The 23,533-nt window shown below is 72.5% G+C and carries 17 protein-coding genes, 2 pseudogenes and 2 riboswitches; of the genes and pseudogenes, 12 read left to right on the top strand and 7 right to left on the bottom strand.

Annotated elements, in window-relative coordinates; all coding sequences use genetic code 11:
- Positions 1 to 141: pseudogene (locus IE134_RS32595) on the top strand (electron transfer flavoprotein subunit alpha/FixB family protein); the annotation flags it as partial.
- A 70-nt stretch (positions 142 to 211) separates the two neighbouring features.
- Here IE134_RS32595 and IE134_RS32590 read toward each other — a convergent pair.
- From IE134_RS32590 to metE, 4 genes and pseudogenes are all read right to left on the bottom strand, one after another.
- The gene (locus tag IE134_RS32590) at positions 212 to 1,603 is read right to left on the bottom strand and encodes a lysine N(6)-hydroxylase/L-ornithine N(5)-oxygenase family protein (RefSeq protein ID WP_189432561.1); all 1,392 of its coding nucleotides are present in this window, start codon (positions 1,601 to 1,603) and stop codon (positions 212 to 214) included.
- Positions 1,604 to 1,673: 70 nt separating this feature from the next.
- Positions 1,674 to 3,257: a pyridoxal phosphate-dependent decarboxylase family protein gene (locus IE134_RS32585; protein WP_229823806.1), complete on the bottom strand. Its 1,584-nt coding sequence runs from the start codon at positions 3,255 to 3,257 to the stop codon at positions 1,674 to 1,676.
- Between the two features lie 155 nt (positions 3,258 to 3,412).
- Positions 3,413 to 3,646, bottom strand: a pseudogene (locus tag IE134_RS32580) (Imm49 family immunity protein); the annotation flags it as partial.
- Between the two features lie 187 nt (positions 3,647 to 3,833).
- Positions 3,834 to 6,158: a 5-methyltetrahydropteroyltriglutamate--homocysteine S-methyltransferase gene (gene metE / locus IE134_RS32575; protein ID WP_030722759.1), complete on the bottom strand. Its 2,325-nt coding sequence runs from the start codon at positions 6,156 to 6,158 to the stop codon at positions 3,834 to 3,836.
- A 165-nt stretch (positions 6,159 to 6,323) separates the two neighbouring features.
- Positions 6,324 to 6,538, bottom strand: a riboswitch (cobalamin riboswitch).
- Between the two features lie 325 nt (positions 6,539 to 6,863).
- Here metE and IE134_RS32570 point away from each other — a divergent pair.
- Positions 6,864 to 7,061 (top strand): hypothetical protein, encoded by a 198-nt coding sequence (locus IE134_RS32570; protein ID WP_010064026.1) that lies wholly within the window; start codon positions 6,864 to 6,866, stop codon positions 7,059 to 7,061.
- Positions 7,062 to 7,071: 10 nt separating this feature from the next.
- On the opposite strand, the gene cobF is transcribed toward IE134_RS32570, so the two are convergent.
- Positions 7,072 to 7,959 carry a precorrin-6A synthase (deacetylating) gene (gene cobF, locus IE134_RS32565; protein ID WP_229823804.1) on the bottom strand — a complete coding sequence of 296 codons (888 nt, stop codon included), beginning with the start codon at positions 7,957 to 7,959 and terminating at the stop codon, positions 7,072 to 7,074.
- A 92-nt stretch (positions 7,960 to 8,051) separates the two neighbouring features.
- Positions 8,052 to 8,230: riboswitch (cobalamin riboswitch) on the top strand.
- A gap of 227 nt (positions 8,231 to 8,457) precedes the next feature.
- On the opposite strand from cobF, the gene IE134_RS32560 reads away from it, so the two are divergent.
- The 10 genes from IE134_RS32560 to IE134_RS32515 all read left to right on the top strand — a co-directional run bounded on the left by IE134_RS32560 (position 8,458) and on the right by IE134_RS32515 (position 19,490).
- Positions 8,458 to 9,960 (top strand): CoA-acylating methylmalonate-semialdehyde dehydrogenase, encoded by a 1,503-nt coding sequence (locus IE134_RS32560; RefSeq protein ID WP_030722753.1) that lies wholly within the window; start codon positions 8,458 to 8,460, stop codon positions 9,958 to 9,960.
- On the top strand, positions 9,957 to 11,111 hold the full coding sequence (locus IE134_RS32555) for an acyl-CoA dehydrogenase family protein (RefSeq protein WP_189432556.1): 1,155 nt from the start codon (positions 9,957 to 9,959) through the stop codon (positions 11,109 to 11,111). The genes IE134_RS32560 and IE134_RS32555 overlap by 4 nt, the downstream gene beginning before the upstream one ends.
- Positions 11,108 to 12,175, top strand: a complete 1,068-nt coding sequence (locus IE134_RS32550; protein ID WP_098019950.1) for an enoyl-CoA hydratase/isomerase family protein — start codon at positions 11,108 to 11,110, stop codon at positions 12,173 to 12,175. The genes IE134_RS32555 and IE134_RS32550 overlap by 4 nt, the downstream gene beginning before the upstream one ends.
- Positions 12,172 to 13,095: a 3-hydroxyisobutyrate dehydrogenase gene (gene mmsB, locus IE134_RS32545; RefSeq protein WP_189432554.1), complete on the top strand. Its 924-nt coding sequence runs from the start codon at positions 12,172 to 12,174 to the stop codon at positions 13,093 to 13,095. The genes IE134_RS32550 and mmsB overlap by 4 nt, the downstream gene beginning before the upstream one ends.
- Positions 13,092 to 13,901, top strand: a complete 810-nt coding sequence (locus tag IE134_RS32540; protein WP_030722740.1) for an enoyl-CoA hydratase — start codon at positions 13,092 to 13,094, stop codon at positions 13,899 to 13,901. The genes mmsB and IE134_RS32540 overlap by 4 nt, the downstream gene beginning before the upstream one ends.
- A 78-nt stretch (positions 13,902 to 13,979) precedes the next feature.
- The gene (locus IE134_RS32535; protein ID WP_030722738.1) at positions 13,980 to 14,330 is read left to right on the top strand and encodes an ArsR/SmtB family transcription factor; all 351 of its coding nucleotides are present in this window, start codon (positions 13,980 to 13,982) and stop codon (positions 14,328 to 14,330) included.
- Positions 14,331 to 14,455: 125 nt separating this feature from the next.
- Complete coding sequence (locus tag IE134_RS32530) at positions 14,456 to 15,700, top strand: MFS transporter (protein WP_189432567.1); 1,245 nt, start codon at positions 14,456 to 14,458, stop codon at positions 15,698 to 15,700.
- 84 nt (positions 15,701 to 15,784) lie between these two features.
- Positions 15,785 to 16,849, top strand: coding sequence for a lipoate-protein ligase LplAB (gene lplAB / locus IE134_RS32525; RefSeq protein WP_030722732.1), 1,065 nt, complete (start codon positions 15,785 to 15,787; stop codon positions 16,847 to 16,849).
- A 43-nt stretch (positions 16,850 to 16,892) separates the two neighbouring features.
- The gene (locus tag IE134_RS32520; protein ID WP_097887275.1) at positions 16,893 to 17,759 is read left to right on the top strand and encodes an oxygenase MpaB family protein; all 867 of its coding nucleotides are present in this window, start codon (positions 16,893 to 16,895) and stop codon (positions 17,757 to 17,759) included.
- A gap of 81 nt (positions 17,760 to 17,840) precedes the next feature.
- On the top strand, positions 17,841 to 19,490 hold the full coding sequence (locus IE134_RS32515; protein WP_189432552.1) for an FAD-dependent monooxygenase: 1,650 nt from the start codon (positions 17,841 to 17,843) through the stop codon (positions 19,488 to 19,490).
- A gap of 12 nt (positions 19,491 to 19,502) precedes the next feature.
- Here IE134_RS32515 and IE134_RS32510 read toward each other — a convergent pair whose 3' ends face one another.
- A complete protein-coding gene (locus IE134_RS32510) occupies positions 19,503 to 21,086 on the bottom strand; it encodes a molybdopterin-dependent oxidoreductase (protein WP_189432550.1) in 1,584 nt (527 codons plus the stop codon).
- Between the two features lie 160 nt (positions 21,087 to 21,246).
- Entirely contained in the window at positions 21,247 to 23,469 is a 2,223-nt protein-coding gene (locus IE134_RS32505) for an NADP-dependent isocitrate dehydrogenase (protein ID WP_030722724.1), read from the bottom strand.
- Positions 23,470 to 23,533 lie beyond the last annotated feature (64 nt).

Below are 23,533 nucleotides of genomic sequence, written 5' to 3'. Positions count from 1 at the left end.
ATGCAGACCTCGAAGACGATCGTCGCGATCAACAAGGACGCCGAAGCCCCGATCTTCGAACTCGTCGACTACGGCGTGATCGGTGACCTCTTCACCGTCGTTCCCCAGCTCACCGAGGACATCAACACCCGCAAGGGCTGACCTCCTGGTGCACAGAACGCGGCCGGGCCGCACGGTGAAACTTCACACCGTGCGGCCCGGCCGCGTTCTGTCACCGTCGCTCTTCGGCAGGACGTACCGAAGGGTCCCGGTCGTCCCGGTCCTGCGTGCCGAGGCCGAACGTGGTGAAGGCCGTGCGCTCCGGCAGCGGGTAGAACTCCTTGCCCGTCAGCGCGTTGACGATGACGGCGGAACGCCAGGCGGCCAGGCCCAGGTCCGGTGTGCCGATGCCGTGCGTGTGCCGTTCGGCGTTCTGCACGAAGACGGAACCGGCGATCTCCGGTGCGAGCACGAGCCGTTGGGCCGCGTCGACCTGCGGACGCCCCGCCTCGTCGCGGACGACGTACGAGTCGAGGGCCGCGAGCAGCTTGTCGACCGGGCGCTCCCGGTAGCCGGTGGCGAGCACGACGGCGTCCGTGACGAGTCGGCCCCGCGTTTCCTGCTGGCCGTGCTCGACGCTCAGTTCGATCCTGTCCGCGCCCGTGGTGGCGGCACCGGTGACCTCGATGCCGGGCGTGAGCGTGACGTCGGGCCACTCGCCGCCGAGACTGCGCCGGTACAGCTCGTCGTGGATGTCCCCGAGCGTGTCCCCGCTGACGCCCTTGTACAGCTGCCACTGGCGGGGCAGCAGCCGGTCCCGGGTGGCCTGCGGAAGGCCGTGGAAGTAGCGGGTGTAGTCGGGGGTGAACTGTTCCAGGCCGATCTTGCTGTACTCCATGGGGGCGAAGGCCGGCGTACGGGCCAGCCAGGTCAGCCCCTCCGCCCCCTCGGGCCGGGAGCGCAGCAGGTCCAGCAGGACTTCGGCGCCCGACTGCCCCGAGCCGATGACCGTGATGTGGCGGGCGGCCAGCAGCCGGTCCCGCTGGGCGAGATAGTCCGCCGAGTGCAGCACGACGGAGGTGGGGTCCCGGACCAGCTCCCGCAGCGGTTCGGGCACATGGGGTGCCGTACCCACACCGAGGGCGAGGTTACGGGCGTGGGTCAGCCCGCTCGTGAGCGTCTCCCCGTCGGGGCCGAGCCGGGTGAACTCCACGGCGAACGCGCCCTGTCCGGGGTCCCAGGCGACGGTGTCGACGCGGTGGCCGAATCGGGTGGAGGGCAGTTCGGTGCTCACCCAGCGCAGATAGTTGTCGAACTCCGAGCGGTGGATGTGGAAGCGCTCGGCGAAGTAGAACGGGAAGAGCCTGCGGCGGACCTTGATGTAATTGAGGTACGACCAAGGGCTTGTGGGCTCGACGAGGCTCACCAGGTCCGCCAGGAAGGGCACTTGCAGGGTCGCGCCCTCGATGAGCAGCCCGGGGTGCCAGTGGAACGCGGCGCGCTGCTCGTGAAATGCCGTGCGCAGCCCGGGAACGCCGTCGGCCAGTGCGGCGAGGGAAAGGTTGAAGGGCCCTGCCCCCACGCCCAGCAGATCGAGGGGCGGCGTGCGCGGTCCGGGTGTCATCGGGTTCCTCCGGCGGGGGTCGCGGGTGCGGCGGGGGTCGGTCCCGGGCGAGTCGTGCGCATCGTCGACGTCATGGCGACAGCCTTTCCGTCTCGGGGACCTCGGTATCTTCGGCCGCCGAAGCTTCCCGCAGGGCGCGGTCCGCCGCCGCCGTGACGAGGTCGAGCAGCGGGAGCAGATCAGTCGTCGCGGCGTCCGGGTGCAGCAGGGTGGCCTTCAGCCAGAGGCGGCTGCGGCCGTCGCCGTCCTCCGCCACCGCCCGGCCGAGGACGGCCCGCCCCTCGGCGAGCAGGATGCGGCGGACGGCGGCGACCACGGCGTCGCCCGCCTCGTCGCTCACCGCGTCGGCCACGGCGGGGCGGAACAGCACGGTGCTGATCCCGATCCCGCCGGGGCGCAGGCGGAGCCGGGGGTGCGCGTCGACGGCCCGGCCGAATTCTTCAGCCGTACGCACGCAGTGCTCGACCAGTTCCGCGAGTCCTCGGCGTCCGAGGGCCCGGAAGGTGACCGCCATCTTCAGGGCGTCGGGGCGTCGGGTGGTGCGGATCGAGCGGCCCAGCAGGTCCGGGAGTCCGGCCTCGGTGTCGTCGTCGGCGTTGAGGTAGTCGGCGCGCAGGGACAGCGGGGCGAGCATCGCGGCGTCGGCGACGGCCAGCACCCCCGCGGCGACCGGCTGCCAGCCGAGTTTGTGCAGGTCGAACGTGACGGTGGCGGCGTGCTCCAGACCCGCGAGCTGCGGAGCCAGACGCTCGCTGAACAGCAGCGGGCCGCCGTACGCGGCATCGACGTGGAGCTGGGCCGTGTGCCGTTCGGCGATGCGGGCGATCTCCGGGAGCGGGTCGATGCGCCCCTCGTCGGTGGTCCCTGCGGTGGCGACGACCAGGAGCGGCGATCCCGCGAGGCCGGTGAGGGCACGGTCGAGGGCGGCCGGGTCGATCCGGCCTTTGCTGCAGGCGACGACCGTGGGAGCGGGCAGGCCGAGCATCCAGGCGGCGCGGTGGACGCTGTGGTGGGCGTTGGCGCCGGTGACCACGCGCAGCGGGCCGCCTGCCGCGCGTTCCCGGGCGAGGAGCAGGGCGACGAGGTTGGACTCGGTGCCGCCGCTGGTGATGAGCGCGTCGGGGGCGGGGGCCGCGGGGTGGACGAGCCGGGCCAGGGCGGCGGTGGTCAGCTCCTCGATCACCCCGGCGGCGGGCGCCTGGTCCCAGGAGTCCATGGAGGGGTTGAGGGCCGCCCCCGCCAGCTCTGCCGCGACGGCCACGGCGAGCGGCGGGCAGTGCAGATGGGCGACGCAGGCGGGGTCGGCCGGCTCCGCCGCCCCTTCCGCGACCGCGCGCACGAGGTCGCCGAGCGCGGCTTCGGGCCCGATGCCCTCCTCCGGCAGGACCGGGGAGCAGAGGGCGCGCGTGTTCTGTTCCACGGCCTCGGGCCCTCCTGCGGGCAGCGGCCCGCCCCGCGCCCGGGCGGCGTCCCCCAAGGCGTCCAGGACGACGGCGGTGAGGGGCCGCAGGTGCTCCGGCCCCTGTGCACCGCCCGCGACGAGCCCTCCCCGTACGCCCTCGGCGCCGGGACTCGACGGCGTACCGGCCCTCGTGCCCAACCCTCCACGTTCCACGGAGGGTTCACCGGGGGTCGGGAGGGGAGCAGGCGGCATGGCGAGGACCTTCGGTCGTGGTGCGGACACGTCGTACGGAAGCGGGGGGCCGCGGGGCGACTCCGGAGGCGGAAAGATCCACCACCGGGGTTCACTGGTTAGGCTAACCTAACTTCGAGGGTGTGAACGACGCGCGATCCGCCTGCTCAGCGAGGCTACTTCGCGTACCAGGGAACCGAGTTGTCGGGCTCCGACTCCGCCGCTCGGCACAGTGCGTCCGGGGAGCCCAGCAGTTCGGCCGGCAGATAACCGGAGCGGACGCCCAGTTCCCATCCGTGCACCTGAACGGCGAGCGCGGCCAGGGCAAGGGTGTCGAGCGGCAGCGGGCTACGGGGCGCGGGAGCGGACCCGACGCTCTCCCGGTAGGCGTCGAGCCGGGCGGGGAGGGCCGGCACTCCGCCGCCGTGCGCAGCGCGTCACGTCGTCGAGCCCATCCCTCTGCCGGGTGCGGGCGGCGACATGGTCGAGCAGTTCCCGGCCGGTTCGCGCATGCGCCACGGGGCCGGGTCGTCGTAGCGCATCCACGGTACGGCCCGGTGCGGGAGCGGCGGTGGCCGCTCCCGCACCGGGCCCGGATCACGCCGCTTCGGTGGGCAGCTCCGCGCGGATCCCCCGCGCGGCGGCGACCAGGTTCTCCAGGGAGGCCCGGGTCTCGGGCCAGCCACGGGTCTTCAGGCCGCAGTCGGGGTTCACCCACAGCCGCTCGGCGGGGATGGCCTCAAGTCCCTTGCGGAGCAGGGCCGCTGCCTCCTCGGTGCTGGGGATGCGGGGTGAGTGGATGTCGTAGACGCCGGGTCCGGCCTCGCGCGGGTAGCCGTGGCCTGCCAGTTCGCGGGCGACCTGCATGTGGGAGCGGGCGGCTTCCAGGCTGATGACGTCGGCGTCGAGGTCGTCGATGGCCTGGACGATGTCGCCGAACTCGGCGTAGCACATATGGGTGTGGATCTGGGTGTCCGGCCGCACCCCGGCGGTGGCGAGGCGGAAGGACTCCGTCGCCCAGTCCAGGTAGGCGGCGTGGTCGGCGGCGCGCAGCGGGAGCGTCTCGCGCAGCGCGGGTTCGTCGACCTGGATCACCGAAGTGCCGTTCGCCTCCAGGTCGTTCACCTCGTCACGCAGGGCGAGGGCCACCTGGCGGGCGGTCTCGCCGAGCGGCTGGTCGTCGCGGACGAAGGACCAGGCGAGCATGGTGACCGGCCCGGTGAGCATGCCCTTGACCGGGCGGTCGGTGAGCGACTGCGCGTACGCGGTCCAGCGCACCGTCATCGGCTCGGGGCGCGAGATGTCACCGGCGAGGACCGGCGGGCGGACGTAACGGGTGCCGTACGACTGGACCCAGCCGTGCTGGGTGGCGAGGTAGCCGGTGAGCTGCTCGGCGAAGTACTGCACCATGTCGTTGCGTTCGGGCTCGCCGTGCACGAGGACGTCGATCCCGGCCTTCTCCTGGAAGGAGAGGACCTCGCGGATCTCGTCCTTGATGCGCTCCTCGTAACCCGCCTCGTCGATCCGGCCCGCACGCAAGTCGGCGCGCGCGGTGCGCAGTTCGGTGGTCTGCGGGAACGAGCCGATGGTCGTGGTCGGCAGCAGCGGCAGCCCGAGGTGCGCCCGCTGGGCGAGCGTCCGCTCGGCGTACGGCTGGGAGCGGCGGCCGTCCGCGTCGGTGATGGCCGCCGTACGGGCGCGCACCGCCGGGTCGCGGGTGATCGCGGCATCGGCGCGGGAGGCCAGGTCGGCCCGGTTGGCGGCGAGTTCGGCCGCGATGGCGTCCGTGCCGGAGGCCAGACCGCGGGCCAGGACGACGATCTCCTCGGTCTTCTGCCGGGCGAACGCGAGCCAGCGGGTGATCTGCGGGTCGATGTCGCGCTCGGCCTTCGCGTCCAGCGGGACGTGCAGCAGGGAGCAGGAGGCGGAGACATCGACGTGGTCGGCGAGGCCGAGCAGGGTGCCGAGGGTGGCGAGGGACTTCTCGTAGTCGTTGATCCAGATGTTGCGGCCGTTGACGACGCCTGCGACCAGCCGCTTGCCGGGCAGCCCGCCGGCGGCCGCGAGGTCGTCGAGGTTGCCCGCGCCGGTCTCGGTGAAGTCGAGCGCGAGCCCGTCGACGGGGGCCTTGGCCAGGACCGCCAGCGCCTCGCCGAGCCGCCCGAAGTAGGAGGCCACCAGCAGCTTGGGCCGGTCGGTGAGACCGCCGAGGTCGCGGTAGGCGCGGGCGGCGGCGTTCAGCTCGGCCGGGGTACGGTCCTGGACGAGGGCGGGCTCGTCGATCTGCACCCACTCGGCGCCCGCCGCACGCAGGTCGGCGAGGACCTCGGCGTACACGGGCAGCAGCCGGTCCAGCAGGGTCAGCGGCTCGAAGTCGGCGGCCACACCGGGGGCCGCCTTGGCGAGCAGGAGGTAGGTGACGGGGCCGACGAGGACCGGGCGCGGGGTGTGGCCGAGCGCGAGGGCCTCCTTGAACTCGGCGACCTGCTTGGTCGAGTCCGCCGTAAACACCGTGTCCGGGCCCAACTCGGGCACCAGGTAGTGGTAGTTGGTGTCAAACCACTTCGTCATCTCCAGCGGCGCGACGTCCTGCGTACCGCGGGCCATGGCGAAGTAGCCGTCGAGGGCGTCGGCGCGGACCGCGTCGCGGTGCCGCTCGGGGACAGCGCCGACCATGACGCTGGTGTCCAGGACATGGTCGTAGTACGAGAAATCACCGGTCGGCACTTCGTGGACACCGGCCTCGGCGAGCTGCTGCCATGTTCCCCGGCGCAGTTCGGCGGCGGTCTGCCGGAGGGCGTCCGCGGTGACGCGGCCCTTCCAGTAGCCCTCGATGGCCTTCTTCAGTTCACGGTTCTGACCCTGGCGGGGGTAGCCGTACACGGTGGCCCGTGCTGCCGCGGCTGCGGGCTTCGCTGTCACGTGACTCTCCTTCGCGAGCGTGTCTGCGGTGCAGATCCCGGGACGGGACGCGGACGCGAAGGGATGACGCATCGGGCGGACTCCGGGCCACGTCGAACCGTGCCCGTCCACCTGATGGTTCCGTCGACCCGCCCACGAGGTCACCGAGAACTCCGCACGCGAACGGTCGCGTGCGGGCAACGGGCAGGTCTTCGGACTCGCGGGCACGTCTGCCGGGGCAGACACCTAGTGGCCGTCGCTTCCCAGACCCGGTCGGGCCCAGTGCGTATGACGGCGGTCGTTCCCACTCACCGCTGCGGGGCAGTCCCGGATTCCCACCGGGTTCCCTCTTACGACACCCTGCCTGGCGGACAGGGCGAACCAGCTGCACCGGCCAGCCTAAGGGGACGACCGCCGGGCGCACACCGTTGTTCACACTTCGGACGGTGATGTGAGACACGGGGCGGCCCTTTTCCGGCGATCCGGAGCCGCCGTCCCCCGAGCGGCGCGCCGGCGCCCATCAGATTCCCCGACCGTTCGGCTGTTCGCCACCCGCTCCCTGACCGCCGGTCAGGTCGCCCGTCTCGACTGTGCGGAGGCAGTGACCCAGATGTAACCGAATGGCGTAGGGGAATGCGGAACCACGGAGCGTCACAAGCCGTTCTTCTTCCCACTACACGGCCCTGCCGATCCCCGGAGGGCCGATCGAGGAACGGAAAACGTCATATGAAGAAGACAGTCGGGTGGGCCCAGGACGGCGACGACTGGACGATCACCGTGAACGGCACGCAGTACCGCGCCGTCGAACGGCCGACGGACGGCCGGGTGGACAACTACCTGGTGCGGGGCGACGACCTGAGCGCCGAGTGCCCGAGCCTCGGTCATGGACTGGGCGTCATCCGGGAACACGAATCCCGGCGCTGACCCCGGCCGGTCAGCCGAGCGGGCCGCCCACCGAACCGTCCGCGCCGTCCGCCGGGCGGCCCGCCGCCTCCTCGCCGGCCGCCGCCTTCTCGCCGCGCGGTCCCTGCCGCAGCAGATAGGTGTCCATGATCCAGCCGTGCCGTTCGCGGGCCTCCGCGCGCACGCGGCTGATCTCGTCGGCCACCTCGTCGAGCGGGCCGGAGACCAGGATCTCGTCGGGGGTGCCGATGTACGCGCCCCAGTGGATCCACAGGCCCCGGCCCGTCAGGTGGGTGAAGGTCTCATGGCCGTCGAGCATCACGACGATGTCGCCGTCGTCCTCGGGGAAGCCCTGGGCCAGCCGTCGGCCGGGGGTGATGTGGATGGGGCGGCCGACCTGGTTCAGGGTGACGCGGTGCCGGGCGGCGAGGGCCGAGACGCTGCTGATGCCGGGGATCACCTCGTGGCCGAATTCCACCGTGCCGCGCCCCCGGATGTCGTCGAGGATCGCGAGCGTGCTGTCGTACAGGGCCGGGTCGCCCCACACCAGGAAGGCTCCGCACCGCCCCGGTGCGAGCTCCTCGATGATCAGGCGTTCGCAGATGTCGGCGCGGCGGTGGCGCCAGTCGTGCACCGCCGAGGTGTAGCGCGTGGCATCGTCCTGGGTCCGGTCGCGCCACGGGTCGTCGGCCTCCACCACGCGGTAGGGGCCGGTCAGGTGCTCGTCGAGGATGTCTCGCCGCAGGCGGGTCAGGGACTCCTTCTCCCTGCCCTTGCCGAGCACGAAGAAGACGTCGGCCCGGCGCATGGCCTTCACCGCGGCGAGGGTCAGGTGGTCGGGGTCGCCGGCGCCCATGCCGATGACCAGGATGTGCCGGGGGGCCTCGTCGGTATCTGCCATGCCTGTCTTGTCTGCCATGTCGGCCGATCATGCCAGGGGCGAGGCGGGGTGGACTTACTAGGACGTCCAACTATATGTTCGTGAGCAGCGGGGTGGTCGGTGTGCAGCTGACCGCCCTCAAGGCCCGTGGTGTCAGGGAAGCCGGTGTGATTCCGGCGCGGTCCCGCCACTGTGACCGGGGAGTCCGTCCTCGCAGGACACGCCACTGACGGTGCAGCAGCCGTCGGGAAGGCAGGGGGACGGGCGTCGATCCGGGAGTCAGGATACCGGCCGCGGGATGTTCCGTGTTTCCACGAGGATGGAGCAGACACGCATGGCACCGGTCCGCACCCACGGCCCCGCAGGCACGTCCCGGCGAGCGGTTCTCCGCGCCCCCTGACGGCCTCCGCCCTTCGCGTCCCCCTCCGGCGGTAGCCCTTCCGCGCCCCCGTGCACCCGACCGGTGCGTGGGCCGGTGGCAGCCGTGCGCCATCCCCGGATCTCTCCTGACGATCTCACCGACGAGAGCAGGTTTCCATGGTCCGCGAACTCACCCATTTCATCGGCGGCAAGCACACGTCCGGCACCTCGGGCGGCTTCGGCGATGTCTTCGACCCCAACACCGGCCGGGTGCAGGCCCGGGTTCCGCTGGCCGACCGGGCCGAGACCGAGGCGGCGATCGCCGACGCCGTCGAGGCGCAGCGCGAGTGGGGCGAGTGGAACCCGCAGCGCCGCGCCCGCGTGCTGCTGCGCTTCCTCCAGCTGGTGGAGAAGGAGAAGGACTCCCTGGCCCGGCTGCTCTCCTCCGAGCACGGCAAGACCGTGGCCGACGCGCACGGCGACATCGCGCGCGGACTGGACGTGGTGGAGTTCGCCGCAGGCGTCCCCCATCTGCTGAAGGGCGAGTTCAGCGACAACGCGGGCGCCGGGATCGACGTCCACTCGCTGCGCCGGCCGCTCGGGGTGGTCGCGGGCATCACCCCGTTCAACTTCCCGGCGATGATCCCACTCTGGAAGGCCGCACCGGCTCTGGCCTGCGGAAACGCCTTCATTCTCAAGCCGTCCGAGCGGGACCCGTCGGTGCCGCTGCGGCTGGCCGAACTGTTCCTGGAGGCGGGTCTGCCGCCCGGCGTCCTCAACGTCGTCAACGGCGGCAAGGAGGCCGTGGACACCCTCCTGGAGGACCCGCGCGTCAAGGCGCTCGGCTTCGTCGGCTCGACGCCGATCGCCGCGCACATCTACGCCACCGCCGCCGCCCACGGCAAGCGGGCCCAGTGTTTCGGCGGGGCGAAGAACCACATGATCGTGATGCCGGACGCCGACCTGGACCAGGCGGTGGACGCGCTGATCGGCGCCGGTTATGGCTCGGCGGGCGAGCGGTGCATGGCGATCTCGGTGGCCGTGCCGGTCGGCGAGGCCACCGCCGACGCACTGGTCGCCCGGCTCACCGAGCGGATCGCCGAGCTGCGGATCGGCCGCTCGGACGACCCGGACGCCGACTTCGGGCCGCTGGTGGGCGCGGACGCGGTGGACCGGGTCCGCGGCTATGTCGACCTCGGCGTCGAGGAGGGCGCCGAACTGGTCGTGGACGGGAGGGACTTCACCCTGGAGGGCCACGAGGACGGCTTCTTCGCGGGCGCTTCCCTCTTCGACCGGGTCACCCCGGACATGCGGATCTACCAGGAGGAGATCTTCGGCCCGGTGGTGTCCGTCGTCCGTGCGGCGGACTACGAGGAGGCGCTGCGGCTGCCCTCGGAGCACCCGTACGGCAACGGCGTCGCGCTCTTCACCCGCGACGGCGACACCGCCCGCGACTTCACGCGCCGCGTCGACACCGGCATGGTCGGCGTCAACGTGCCGATCCCGGTGCCGGTGGCGTACCACACGTTCGGCGGGTGGAAGCGGTCCGGCTTCGGCGATCTGAACCAGCACGGCCCGGACGCCATCCGCTTCTACACCCGTACCAAGACCGTCACTTCGCGCTGGCCCGCCTCGGGAATCCGGGACGGCGCGAGCTTCACGATTCCGACCATGGGATGAGCACCGTGACCACGCTCCTCACCGACGACCAGTTCGCGGTCGTCGAGACGACCCTCGACTTCGCCCAGGAACACCTGGCCCCGCACGCCGTGGCCTGGGACCAGGACAAGCACTTCCCCGTCGACGTCCTGCGCAAGGCGGCGGGCCTCGGCCTCGGCGGTGTCTACGTACGGGAGGACCTCGGCGGGTCGGAGCTGACCCGCTCCGACGGGGTCCTCGCCTTCGAGGCCCTGGCCACCGGCTGCCCCTCCATCGCGGGCTATCTGTCCATCCACAACATGGTCGGCTGGATGATCGACCGTTACGGGACCGAGGACCAGCGGGCCCACTATCTGCCGGGACTCTGCACCATGGAGCAGCTCGGCAGCTACTGCCTGACCGAGCCGGGCGCCGGGTCCGACGCGGCGGCGCTGCGCACCCGCGCGGTGCGCGACGGCGGCCACTACGTGCTGACGGGAACGAAGCAGTTCATCTCCGGGGCGGGCGCCTCGCACGTCTACATCGTGCTGGCCCGCACCGGTGAGGGCGGGCCGCGCGGCATCTCCGCGTTCGTCGTCGAACGGGACGATCCCGGGCTGTCGTTCGGGGCCAACGAGAAGAAGATGGGGTGGAACGCGCAGCCCACCCGGCAGGTCCTGATGGACGGGGTGCGCATCCCGGCCGACCGGCTGCTCGGCGAGGAGGGCGGCGGCTTCCGCATCGCGATGAACGGGCTGAACGGCGGCCGGCTCGGCATCGCCGCCTGCTCGTTGGGCGGCGCACAGAACGCCCTGGACCGCAGCCTGGCCCACCTCGCGGACCGGGAGGCGTTCGGCGGCCGGCTGCTGGACGCGCAGGCGCTGCAGTTCCGGCTGGCCGACATGGCGACCGAACTGGCCGCCGCCCGGGCGCTGGTGCGGCAGGCCGCCGAGGCGCTCGACCGGAACACCGCCGGTGCACCGCAGTTGTGCGCGATGGCCAAGCACTTCGCGACGGACACCGGCTACTCGGTGGCCGACCGGGCGCTCCAACTGCACGGCGGCTACGGCTATCTGGTCGAGTACGGCATCGAGAAGATCGTCCGGGACCTTCGGGTCCACCAGATCCTGGAAGGGACCAACGAGATCATGCGCGTCATGGTGGCCCGGAGTCTGACGGGAGCCCTGCGATGACCGAGGAGCACGTGCTCGTGCACACCGAGGGGCGTACGGGGGTGGTGACCCTGAACCGCCCGAAGGCGCTGAACGCCCTCACCCACACGATGGTGGAGACGATCGCGGCGGCGCTCGACCGGTGGGAGCACGACCCCGAGGTGGGGACCGTCGTCATCACCGGGGCCGGGGAGCGCGGCCTGTGCGCGGGCGGCGACATCCGGTCGATCTACGAGGACGCCCGCGTGGGCGGGAAGGCGTCGGCGGCGTTCTGGCGCGACGAGTACCGGCTCAACGCCCGGATCGCCCGCTACCCCAAGCCGTACGTGGCGGTCATGGACGGCATCGTGATGGGCGGCGGGGTCGGCGTTTCGGCGCACGGCAGCGTCCGGATCGTCACCGAGCGGTCCAAGGTGGCGATGCCGGAGACCGGGATCGGCTTCGTGCCGGATGTCGGCGGGACGTATCTGCTGGCGCTGGCCCCCGGGGAGCTGGGCACCCATCTCGCCCTGACGGGTGCGGTGGTGGGGGCCCGGGACGCGCTGCTGTGCGGGCTCGCCGACCACTTCGTACCGGCGGACGAACTGCCCGCGTTCCTCGCCGCGCTGCGGACGGAGGAGGTCCCCCAGGTGCTGCACCGCCATGTCCGGGAAGCTCCCCCCGGGGTGCTGGAGGACAACCGGGCCTGGATCGAACACTGTTACGCCGCCGACACCGTCGAGGAGATCGTGGAGCGGCTGCTCGCCTCCGGCGCCCCGGCGGCCGGAGAGGCGGCCGCCACGATCCTCGGCCGCTCCCCCACCGCACTGAAGGTCGCCCTCGCCGCGCTGCGCCGCGCCCGCGAACTCGGTCCGCTGGAAAGGGTTCTGGAGCAGGAGTACCGCGTCTCCAGCGCCGCTCTCTCCTCCGCCGACCTGGTGGAGGGCATCCGGGCCCAGGTGATCGACAAGGACCGGACCCCCCGATGGTCGCCCGGCACGCTCGTGGAGGTCACGGACGCCGACGTGGCCCGGTACTTCGCACCGACCGGCGACGAGGGGCTGTCCCTCGCCGTATCCGACTCACCGCAGGAGGTGCCCTGGTGACCACGACCGTCGCCTTCATCGGGCTGGGCCACATGGGCGGCCCGATGGCCGCCAATCTCGTCCGGGCAGGACACCGGGTAGTCGGCCACGACCTGGTCGAGTCGTGCCTGACCGCCGCCGTGGAGAGCGGGGTGGAGCGGGCGGGGAGCGCCGCCGAGGCCGCCGCGATCGCCGATGTGGTGATCACGATGCTGCCCGCGGGCCGCCATGTCCTCTCCCTGTACGGGCCGGAGGGACTGCTCGCCGCCGCCCGGCCCGGCACCCTGTTCGTCGACTGCTCGACCATCGATGTGGCCGACTCCCGCGCTGCCCACGCGGCGGCCGCGGCGGCGGGTCACCGCTCCCTGGACGCCCCGGTCTCCGGCGGGGTGGTCGGTGCCGAGGCGGGCACGCTCACCTTCATGGCCGGGGGTGAGCAGTCCGCGTTCGCGGAGGCCGAACCGCTGCTGTCCGTGATGGGCAGGAAGGCGGTGCACTGCGGGGCGGCGGGCGCCGGGCAGGCCGCGAAGATCTGCAACAACATGATCCTCGGCGTCTCGATGATCGCCGTGAGCGAGGCGTTCGTGCTCGCCGAGAGCCTCGGTCTCTCCTATCAGGCGCTGTTCGACGTGGCGTCGGCGGCGTCCGGCCAGTGCTGGGCGCTGACCGTCAACTGCCCGGTCCCCGGCCCGGTCCCGGGCAGCCCCGCCAACCGCGACTACCGCCCCGGGTTCGCCGCCCCGCTCATGGCCAAGGATCTCGGACTGGCCGCCAACGCGGTGCGCGCGGGTGGCGTGGACGCCGAACTGGGTCTGCGGGCAGCGGAGTTGTACGCGCGATTCGCCGAAGAGGGCGGGGCGGAGCAGGACTTCTCCGGGATCGTCCGGGCCATCCGGGCCGCTTCCACCACCAACGACGCAGAGAAGGGCGCCACCCCGTGAGCGAGAAGAACGAGAGCGCGCCCACCCCGGGCCCGTACAGCACCATCCTCGTCGAGCGGCGGGGCCGTACCGCCCTGCTCACCCTGAACCGTCCCAAGGCGCTCAACGCGCTGAGCCTGGACGTCATGCGGGAGACCGTCGAGGCCACGGAGGCGCTCGACCGCGACCCGGACGTCGGCTGCATCGTCATCACCGGCAGCGGGGAGAAGGCGTTCGCGGCCGGGGCGGACATCAAGGAGATGCAGCCGCAGAGCTACATGGACATGTACCTCAGCGACTGGTTCACCGCCTGGGACCGGCTCGGTCAGCTGCGCACGCCCACGATCGCCGCCGTGCGGGGCTACGCCCTGGGCGGCGGCTGCGAGTTGGCCATGCTGTGCGACCTGGTGATCGCCTCGGACACGGCGGTATTCGGGCAGCCGGAGATCCGGCTCGGCGTGATCCCGGGGATCGGCGGCTCCCAGCGGCTGACCCGGGCGGTCGGCAAAGCGAAGGCGATGGACCTCTGCCTGACCGGCCGGAACATGGACGCCGAGGAGGCGGAGCGGGCCGGGCTCGTCTCCCGGATCGTGCCGGACGCGGATCTGCTGGAGGAGGCGCTCGCGGTCGCGGGGACGGTCTCGGGCATGTCGGCGCCGGTCGCGATGATGGCGAAGGAGGCGGTGAACCGGGCCTTCGAGACGACGCTCGCGGAGGGGGTGCGCTTCGAACGCCGCCTGTTCCACGCGGTGTTCGCGACGGCCGACCAGAAGGAGGGCATGAAGGCGTTCACCGAGAAACGGCCCGCGGAGTTCACGCACCGCTGACGCATTCCGACTGGGCACCGGGCGGCCCGCGGGCACGTGCGAGCACTGTCCGGTCACCCGCGGCCTACGATGTGCGGCATGGGCGCAAGCACGCATCAGGCAGGTGCACACGGTTCGCAGGAGCAGGCCGAGCGGCTGGCGACGGCCGTCTCGGTCCTCGCCCTGCTCGCCGACGGCACCCGCCTGGCCCTGCTGGAGCGGCTCGGGCGCGGCGAGGCCGATGTCGGCACCCTCACGGAGGCATGCGGTGCCGCGCGGCCCTCGGTCAGCCAGCACCTCGCCAAACTCCGCCTGGCCGGCCTGGTGACCTCGCGCAAGGACGGCCGCCGCGTCGTGTACCGGCTGCGCCACGGGCACCTGCGCCGTCTGGTGGAAGAGGCACTGAACGTCGCCGACCACCAGATCGGCGCACTGCCCCCGCACGACTGAGCACCACCGTTCCCGGCCGTCGGACCGGCAGGGGCCGACCCCCCACAAACACGTGCACAGGTGCGCACATGTTGATTACGATGAAGGGGTCGCCCACGCCGCCTGACCGGACGGGACGGGACCCGATGCTGTCCGTGCTGCGCAACCGCACCTACCGACACCTCTTCACCGCCCAGGTCGTCGCCCTGACGGGGACCGGGCTCGCCACCGTCGCCCTGAGTCTGCTCGCGTACGACATCGCCGGGGACCGCGCATCGGCGGTCCTGGGCACGGCTCTGGCGATCAAGATGGTCGCCTACGTCGGCATCGCTCCGGTGATCGGTGCGCTGGCGGACAGGCTGCCCCGCCGGGCGCTGCTCGTCGCGGCGGATCTCGTCCGTGCCGGTGCCGCCCTGGCCCTGCCGTTCATCACCGAGGTCTGGGAGATCTACGCGCTGATCTTCCTGCTGCAGGCGGCGTCGGCGGCCTTCACCCCCGCCTTCCAGGCCACCGTCCCCGAGGTGCTGCCCGACGAGCGCGACTACACCCGGGCCCTGTCGCTCTCCCGGCTCGCCCACGACCTGGAGAGCCTGCTCAGCCCCGTCCTGGCCGCCGGTCTGCTGACCCTGATCCCCTACTCCTGGCTGTTCGCCGGAACCACCGTCGGCTTCCTGGCCTCCGCCGCCCTCGTCCTCGGCGTCGTCCTGCCCAGGCCCGTGCCCGTCGAGCGCGGTGGCGGCGTGTGCGCCAAGGCGGTCTTCGGGACCCGGCTGTTCTGGACCACCCCGCGGCTGCGGGCGCTCCTGGCGCTCGACCTCGCGGTCGCCTCCGCCGGGGCGATCGTCTTCGTCAGCACCGTCGTCGTGGTCCGCGACCACTTCGACCGCCCCGCCGGAGCGGTGTCCCTGGCGCTGGCCGCGTACGGCGCGGGGTCCATCGGGGCCGCGCTGTTCCTGCCGCGCCTGCTGCGGCACGTCACCGACCGTGCCGTCATGCTCCCCGCCGCCTTCGCCCTTCCCGTGGTGCTGGCCGCTGTCGCCGCACTCACCGCCCGCCCACCGAGCACCGGTTCCTGGGCCGGGATCCTGGCGGCCTGGGCGGCGATCGGCGCCGCGTCCTCCGCCGTCCTCACCCCCGGCGGCCGGGTCATCCGGCGATCCACCGCCGACGCGGACCTCCCGGCCGCCTTCGCCGCCCGGTTCTCGCTCTCGCACGCCTGCTGGCTGCTGACGTACCCGCTCGCCGGCCTGCTGACCACCGATGCCGGACTCCCGGTCACCGCCGCGGTTCTCGGCGCCGTCGCCCTGGCCTCGGCGACGGCCGCCACCGCGGGCCGGCCCGCCCACGACCTCGCCCCGCCCCGTCGCGTCCCCGCCCTGCGTCGGGGATGATCCACACCGTGATGTGCGTTGTATCCGGTTGTGTCCGGCTCCGTGCGGCGAGCCGCGACCCCGGAGAGAGCTGGAGGCGGCGCTGTGCACGGTGAGTACAAGGTTCCCGGCGGCAAGCTGGTCGTGGTGGACCTGGAGGTGGCGGGCGGGGCGCTGCGGAACGTGAGGGTCGCCGGGGACTTCTTCCTCGAACCGGACGAGGCGATCCTCGCGATCGACGCGGCGCTGGAGGGCGCCCCCGCCACCACGGACACCGCCGGGCTCGTGGCCCGGATCGAGGCGGCGCTGCCCGAGTCCACGGTGATGCTGGGACTGAGCGCGGAGGGCGTCGCCATCGCCGTACGCCGGGCGCTGGCGCAGGCCACGGAGTGGAGCGACTACGACTGGCAGCTGATCCACGACGCCCCGCAGTCGCCCGCGCTGCACATGGCGCTGGACGAGGTGATCACCGCAGAGGTGGCGGCGGGGCTGCGGCCGCCGACCCTACGGGTCTGGGAGTGGGACTCCCCCGCCGTGATCATCGGCAGCTTCCAGTCGCTGCGCAACGAAGTGGACCCGGCGGGCGTGGAGCGGCACGGCGTGGACGTCGTACGCCGGATCTCGGGCGGCGGCGCGATGTTCGCCGAGCCCAGCTCCACCATCACGTACTCGCTCGCCGTGCCGCAGGCGCTGGTGTCGGGGCTGTCCTTCGCCGACAGTTACGCCTATCTGGACGACTGGGTCCTGGAAGCCCTCGCGGACATGGGCATCAAGGCCTGGTACCAGCCGCTCAACGACATCGCCACGGAGGTCGGCAAGATCGCGGGGGCCGCGCAGAAGCGGGTGGTCGGGCCGGACGGCGGGCCGGGGGCCGTGCTGCACCACGTGACGATGGCGTACGACATCGACGCCGACAAGATGCTGGAGGTGCTCCGCATCGGCAAGGAGAAGATGTCGGACAAGGGCACCCGGTCGGCGAAGAAGCGCGTGGACCCGCTGCGGCGGCAGACCGGACTGCCGCGCCAGGTGGTGATCGAGCGGATGATCGACTCGTTCCGCAGGCGCCACGGGCTCACCACCGGAAGCGTGACCGACGCCGAGCTGGCCCGCGCCGAGGAGCTCGTACGGACGAAGTTCGCCACGCCTCAGTGGACGGCCCGGGTGCCGTAGGGCCTCCTGGGCGGGTGGGCGCCGCCCCCGCATACTGGGTCGTATGGACAAGGCGGCGCCCGGCTCCGGAGTGCGGGAACGGCTCGGCAGGAGCCTCTTCGCCCGGGTGGCAGGGCCTTCCGGGCCGGAGAACCGGGCCCGGATCCACCAGACCCCCGGCCCCCGCTGGTTCGGCGCGGACCGGCCGGTGCGGCGGGTGCACGGGGACGCGTCCATGTTCATCGGCGGGCTGCGCGCCCTGCTCCTCCAGTCGCTGCACCCCCTCGCCATGGCCGCCGTCGCGGGGCACTCGGGGTTCAAGGGTGATCCGTGGGGGCGGCTCCAGCGGACCAGCACGTTCCTGGCGGTGACCACGTTCGGCACGGCCGAGCACGCCCAGGAGGCGGTGGACCGCGTACGGTCCGTGCACGAGCGGGTGCGCGGGACCGCGCCCTCCGGGGAGCCCTACCACGCGGCCGATCCGCACCTCCTGTGCTGGGTGCACATCGCCGAGGTGGACAGCTTCCTCCGCGCCCATCAGCGGTACGGGGAAAGGCCGTTGGACGGTGCCGGGTGCGACGGGTACATCCACGACATGGCGACGGTCGCCCACGCCCTCGGCATCCCCGACCCGCCGCACGACCGGGCGGAGCTGGCGGAGCGCATCGCCGCCTACCGCCCGGAGCTGCGCGCCACCCGGGAGGCCCTGGACGCGGCCCGCTTCATCCTCCTGCACCCGCCGCTGCCCTGGCCGGTCCGTCCCCCGTACGCCGTACTCGCCGCGAACGCCGTGGCCACGCTCCCGCCGTGGGCCCGGGAGCCGTTGCGGCTGCCCCGGGTGCCGGGGGTCGAGGAGATCTGCGTACGGCCCGCAGGGAAGGCCCTGACCAGGACCATCCGGTGGGCGATGACCCCGCCTGCGGGAGGCTGAGCGCCGCCCGGGTGCCGATGGGCGCCGCGGGCAGGACGATGGAGGGGACCGTACGCGGGGGGCCCACGACGGGAGACCCCGGTGGCACGCAGCGAATCGACCGACGTCCTCGTGGTGGGCGCGGGCCCGGTCGGCCTGACGCTGGCCGCGGAGCTACGGCGGGCGGGGGTGGCCTGCCGGATCGTGGACCGGCTGCCCGCCCGGCTGCCGTACGCCAAGGCGGTGGGCATCCAGCCGCGCACCCTGGAGCTCTTCGAGCGGATGGGCATCGTGCGGGAGGTGCTGGACGCGGCGGTCCCGATGCGCGGGCAGCTGACGTACGAGAACGGGACCGAGCAGGGCCGGGTCGAGCTGGTCCTGCCGCCCGAGGTGCCGTACGGCTTCGCCGCGCTGCCGCAGTGCGACACCGAGCGCCTTCTGGAGGAGTTCCTCGGGTGCCACGGCACCGGGATCGAGCGGTCGACCGCGCTGGTGGCGTTCGCCCAGGATCCCGCCGGGGTGACCAGCCGGCTGACGACGACGTCCGGGGACGAGGTGGAGGTCCGCTCGCGGTTCCTGGTGGGCTGCGACGGGGCGCACTCGGCGGTCCGCAAGGGGCTCGGGCTCAGCTTCGAGGGCGGCGCGTTCCCGGAGGAGTACATGCTCGCCGATGTGGAGGTGGGGTGGGATCTGCCGGCCGGGTACGGGGTGCGTTCGATGCACCGCGGCGAGGACGGCGCGATCGACGATCTGCTGGTCTGCATCCCGCTGCCGGGGAACGGCCGCTACCGGATGTCGATGCTGGTGCCGCCGGAGCTGTCCGCCGCGCGGCAGGCGGAGGCAGCCGGGACGGCGGGCGGCGGTGACGGGGTGGCGCACGGCCTGGAAGGTGGTACGGCCCCCGCGCTCCCCGACATCCAGAAGGTCCTGGACCGGCTGGCGCCGGAGCCGGTCACCGCGTCCGCGCTGCGCTGGTCGTCGGTGTTCCGGATCAGCCACCGGCTGGTGGACCGGTACGGGGAGGGCCGGGTGTTCGTCGCCGGGGACGCGGCGCACATCCATCCGCCGACCGGCGCCCAGGGCATGAACACCGGGATCCAGGACGCCTGCAACCTGGCGTGGAAGCTGGCGCTCGCCGTCGAGGGCGCGGCGGGGCCGCGGGTGCTGGCCGGTTACGACGCGGAGCGGCACCCGGTCGGCGAGGAGGTGGTGGGCCGGACCGTCCGGCACGCCGCCGAGGGGGTGCAGGCGGACCCGACGGACCGGGAGACGCTGCTGCTGCGCGAGGCCCAGCTCCTGGTCGGCTACCGGGAGAGCCCGCTGGTGACGCCCCTCGCCCCGGACGACCCGGCCCCGCTGCGGCCGGGCGACCGGGCCCCGGACTGCGGCGGCCTCACCGGGGACATCGCCGCCCACCCGGTGCGCCTCTTCGACGTGCTGCGCGGTCGCGGGCACGTGCTGCTGGTGTACGGGGACCACCCGGCCGGCGACGCGCCCTCCGATCTCGCCTCCGCCGCACGGGAGTTGACCGGCGGCCGGATGGACACGCAGCGGATCCTGCCCGCCGGCGCCCCGGACCGATGGACGGGCATCCCCCATCACCACGACAGCCGGGGCGAGTTCGCGCGACAGTACGGGACGGGCGAGGGCGCGGCGTTCGTCGTACGTCCGGACGGATATCTGGCGGCCTGTCTCCAGCCGCCGACGGTGGGCGGGTTGAAGGAGGCCCTGGGGAGGGTGTTCCTCCCGTGAGGGCCGTCGCGGTCAGTCGACGCTGACGACCACCGAATGCCATCCGCTCGCTCCGTCCGGGACGGTCTTGGTGCGCTTCTCGGTCTGCGTCTCGCCCGTCCCGTCCGTGGCACGGACGGTGAGGGTGTGGCTGCCGGGGGTCGCCTTCCAGGGGTAGGTCCACTGGCGCCAGGTGTCGACGGTGGCCTGCTCGGCGAGCTGTGCGGGCTTCCAAGGGCCGTCGTCGACCCGGATCTCGACCTTCTCGATGCCCCGGTGCTGGGCCCACGCCACCCCGGCGACCATGACCGTGCCCGCCTCGGGGCGCCCGAAGGGCTTGGGGGTATCGATGCGGGACTGCGTCTTGATCGGGGCCTCCCGGGCCCAGTTGCGCTTCACCCAGTACGCGTCGTAGTCGTCGAACGTGGTGAGCTCGATGTCCTCGATCCACTTGCAGGCCGAGACGTACCCGTACAGTCCGGGCACGAGCATCCGGACGGGGAACCCGTTGACGAACGGCAGCGGTTCGCCGTTCATGCCGACGGCGAGCATCGCGTCCCGGCCGTCCATGACGTCCTCGACGGGGGTGCCGAGCGTCATGCCGTCCACCGATCGGGCGATGATCTGGTCCGCCTCGCCGCCCCGGGACGGCGGCTTCACGCCCGCCTCCTTGAGCAGGTCCGCGAGCCGGACGCCGATCCACCGGGCGTGCCCGATGTAGGGGCCGCCGACCTCGTTGGAGACGCAGCACAGGGTGATCTCGCGTTCGATCAGCGGCCGGTTCAGCAGGTCCTGGTAGCTGAACTCCAGATCCCGGCGTACGCCCTTTCCGTGGATGCGCAGCCGCCAGGTGTTCGCGTCGACCTTGGGGATCACGAGGGCGGTGTCGACCCGGTAGAAGTCGCTGTTGGGCGTGGTGAACGAGCTGACGCCGCGCACCCTCGGCTGAGCTCCGGCCGGGATCGGCTTCGCGGCCGAGGCCGGGGCGGGCAGCCGGACCGCGTCCCGGGAGGCGACCGCGTCCTGGGCGCTGCGGCTGTTGAGCGCCCGGCCGACGGCTCCGGCTGCGGTGGAGGCGGCGGCCGCCGCGGTGGCGGCGATGAGGAAGCCCCGCCGGTCCCAGCCGCTCTCGCCCTCCTCCCCGGCGACCGTGCGGGGCCGGGTGAGCCTGCCGACGAGGACGTACAGCAGGATCGCCCCGGCCACCGCGCCGACCAGGGACGGCAGCCCGTCGGTGAACCCGGTGGAGTCCGGCCTGCTGACGGCGGCGGCCGTGCCGACCGCGCCGAAGACCAGGACGGCGGCGGAGCCCGTACGCCGGTGGCGCAGCGCCAGCAGGCCGACGGCGACCGCGAAGAGGGCGAGCGTGGCGACGATGCCGAGCTGGAGGACGATCTTGTCGTTCTCGCCGAACGTGCGGATCGCCCAGTCCTTCACCCCCGTGGGTGTGCGGTCGATGGCGGCTCCGCCGACCGCCGTGACGGGGCTCGCCTCGGGTCTGACGGCGGCCGAGACGAGTTCGGCGACGGTCAGCGCGGCGAAGCCGGCGAGCAGTCCGCTCAGGGCGGCGAGGGTGTTGCGGGTCAGGGCGGTGCGGTTGATCCTCACGGTCCTCATTCGGAACCGGAAGGCCGCCGGATTGCTCCGAACCCCCGTACGGCTCCGCAACTCCACCCGTTGGGGGGGAGACGCACACGCGAACCGCCCCGGCCGGCACCAGGGCCGACCGGGGCGGTCACGGACGGGGGCGGCGCGGCCGCCCCCGGCTCACGTCACCTCAGGCGAGGGACGCGATCGCGTTGTTGAACGTGGCGGACGGGCGCATGACCGCCGCGGCCTTGGCCGGGTCGGGCTGGAAGTAGCCGCCGATCTCGGCCGGGGAGCCCTGCACCGCGATGAGCTCGGCGACGATGGTCTCCTCCTGCTCGGCCAGGGTCTTGGCGAGCGGCGCGAACGCCTCGGCGAGCTTGGCGTCGTCGGTCTGCTGCGCCAGCTCCTGGGCCCAGTAGAGGGCCAGGTAGAAGTGGCTGCCGCGGTTGTCGATGCCGCCGAGGCGACGGCTCGGGGACTTGTCCTCGTTGAGGAAGGTGCCCGTCGCCCGGTCCAGGGTGTCGGCGAGGACCTGGGCCCGCGCGTTGTCCGTGGTGGTGGCCAGGTGCTCGAAGCTGACCGCGAGGGCCAGGAACTCGCCCAGGCTGTCCCAGCGGAGGTAGTTCTCCTTGACGAGCTGCTGAACGTGCTTGGGGGCCGAGCCGCCCGCGCCGGTCTCGAAGAGGCCGCCGCCGTTCATCAGCGGGACCACGGAGAGCATCTTGGCGCTGGTGCCCAGCTCCAGGATCGGGAAGAGGTCCGTGAGGTAGTCACGGAGCACGTTGCCGGTGACGGAGATGGTGTCCTCGCCGCGGCGGATGCGCTCCAGGGAGAAGGCGGTGGCCTCGACCGGGGACTTGACGGAGATGTCCAGGCCGTCCGTGTCGTGGTCGGCGAGGTACGTCGTCACCTTGGCGATCAGGTTGGCGTCGTGCGCGCGGGTCTCGTCCAGCCAGAACACGGCCGGGTTGCCGGTGGCGCGGGCGCGGGTGACGGCGAGCTTGACCCAGTCCTGGATCGGCAGGTCCTTGGTCTGGCACATGCGGAAGATGTCGCCGGCTCCGACGGCCTGCTCCAGCACGACCGCGCCGCTCGCGTCGACGACGCGCACGGTGCCGGTGGCGGGGATCTCGAAGGTCTTGTCGTGGCTGCCGTACTCCTCGGCCTTCTGCGCCATCAGACCGACGTTGGGCACCGAGCCCATGGTGGCCGGGTCGAAGGCGCCGTTGGCGCGGCAGTCGTCGATGACGACCTGGTAGACACCGGCGTAGCTGCTGTCCGGGAGGACGGCGATGGTGTCGGCCTCGTTGCCGTCCGGGCCCCACATGTGACCCGAGGTGCGGATCATGGCGGGCATGGAGGCGTCGACGATGACGTCGCTGGGGACGTGCAGGTTGGTGATGCCCTTGTCGGAGTCGACCATCGCGAGGGCGGGGCCCTCGGCGAGCTCGGCCTCGAAGGACGCCTGGATCTCGGCGCCGACGTCCGGCAGCGAGCCGAGGCCCTTGAGGATGCCGCCCAGACCGTCGTTGGGGGTGAGGCCGGCGGCGGCGAGCTGGTCGCCGTACTTGGCGAAGGTGTTCGGGAAGAAGGCGCGGACCGCGTGGCCGAAGATGATCGGGTCGGAGACCTTCATCATCGTGGCCTTGAGGTGCACGGAGAAGAGCACGCCCTCGGCCTTGGCACGGGCGACCTGCGCGGTGAAGAACTCGCGCAGCGCGGCGACGCGCATGACGGCCGCGTCGACGACCTCGCCCTTCAGGACGGGTACGGACTCGCGGAGCACGGTGGTGGTGCCGTCGTCGCCGTGCAGCTCGATGCGGAGCGTGCCGTCCTCGGCGAGCACCGCGGACTTCTCGGTGGAGCGGAAGTCGTCGACGCCCATGGTGGCGACGTTCGTCTTCGAGTCGGCCGTCCAGGCGCCCATGCGGTGCGGGTGGGCCTTGGCGTAGTTCTTGACGGAGGCGGGGGCGCGGCGGTCGGAGTTGCCCTCGCGCAGCACCGGGTTCACGGCGCTGCCCTTGACCTTGTCGTAGCGGGCGCGGACGTCCTTGTCCGCGTCGGTCCGCGGGTCGTCCGGGTAGTCCGGAAGCGCGTAGCCCTGCTCCTGCAGCTCGGCGATGGCGGCCTTGAGCTGCGGGATCGACGCCGAGATGTTCGGCAGCTTGATGATGTTCGCGCCGGGCGTCCTGGCCAGCTCGCCCAGCTCGGCGAGTGCGTCATCGATACGCTGCTCGGCCTTGAGGTGCTCCGGGAAACTGGCGATGATCCGGCCCGCGAGGGAGATGTCACGGCGCTCGACCGTGACACCCGCGGTCGAGGCGTAGGCCTCGACGACGGGCAGGAACGAGTAGGTCGCCAGGGCAGGGGCCTCGTCGGTGTGCGTATAGATGATGGTCGAGTCAGTCACCGGGTGCTCCGCTCCACGTCTGCAACATTGCTTGACATCAAGATATCTCTTCGGCGTGCCGGGC

Origin of the sequence: Streptomyces rubiginosohelvolus (assembly GCF_014649875.1) — a bacterium.
GTDB classification, from domain to species: domain Bacteria; phylum Actinomycetota; class Actinomycetes; order Streptomycetales; family Streptomycetaceae; genus Streptomyces; species Streptomyces rubiginosohelvolus.
The sequence above is the reverse complement of the archived record's forward strand: the minus strand, read 5'-3'. Positions and strand labels throughout refer to the sequence as shown.

Excerpts from the sequence above, each read along its gene's own strand:
- IE134_RS32590 (WP_189432561.1), bottom strand. The coding sequence starts at position 1,603 with ATGACACCCGGACCGCGCACGCCGCCCCTCGATCTGCTGGGCGTGGGG.
- IE134_RS32585 (WP_229823806.1), bottom strand. The coding sequence starts at position 3,257 with ATGCCGCCTGCTCCCCTCCCGACCCCCGGTGAACCCTCCGTGGAACGT.
- IE134_RS32570 (WP_010064026.1), top strand. The coding sequence starts at position 6,864 with ATGAAGAAGACAGTCGGGTGGGCCCAGGACGGCGACGACTGGACGATC.
- cobF (WP_229823804.1), bottom strand. The coding sequence starts at position 7,959 with ATGGCAGACAAGACAGGCATGGCAGATACCGACGAGGCCCCCCGGCAC.
- IE134_RS32560 (WP_030722753.1), top strand. The coding sequence starts at position 8,458 with ATGGTCCGCGAACTCACCCATTTCATCGGCGGCAAGCACACGTCCGGC.
- IE134_RS32555 (WP_189432556.1), top strand. The coding sequence starts at position 9,957 with ATGAGCACCGTGACCACGCTCCTCACCGACGACCAGTTCGCGGTCGTC.
- IE134_RS32550 (WP_098019950.1), top strand. The coding sequence starts at position 11,108 with ATGACCGAGGAGCACGTGCTCGTGCACACCGAGGGGCGTACGGGGGTG.
- IE134_RS32535 (WP_030722738.1), top strand. The coding sequence starts at position 13,980 with ATGGGCGCAAGCACGCATCAGGCAGGTGCACACGGTTCGCAGGAGCAG.
- IE134_RS32530 (WP_189432567.1), top strand. The coding sequence starts at position 14,456 with ATGCTGTCCGTGCTGCGCAACCGCACCTACCGACACCTCTTCACCGCC.
- IE134_RS32520 (WP_097887275.1), top strand. The coding sequence starts at position 16,893 with ATGGACAAGGCGGCGCCCGGCTCCGGAGTGCGGGAACGGCTCGGCAGG.
- IE134_RS32510 (WP_189432550.1), bottom strand. The coding sequence starts at position 21,086 with ATGAGGACCGTGAGGATCAACCGCACCGCCCTGACCCGCAACACCCTC.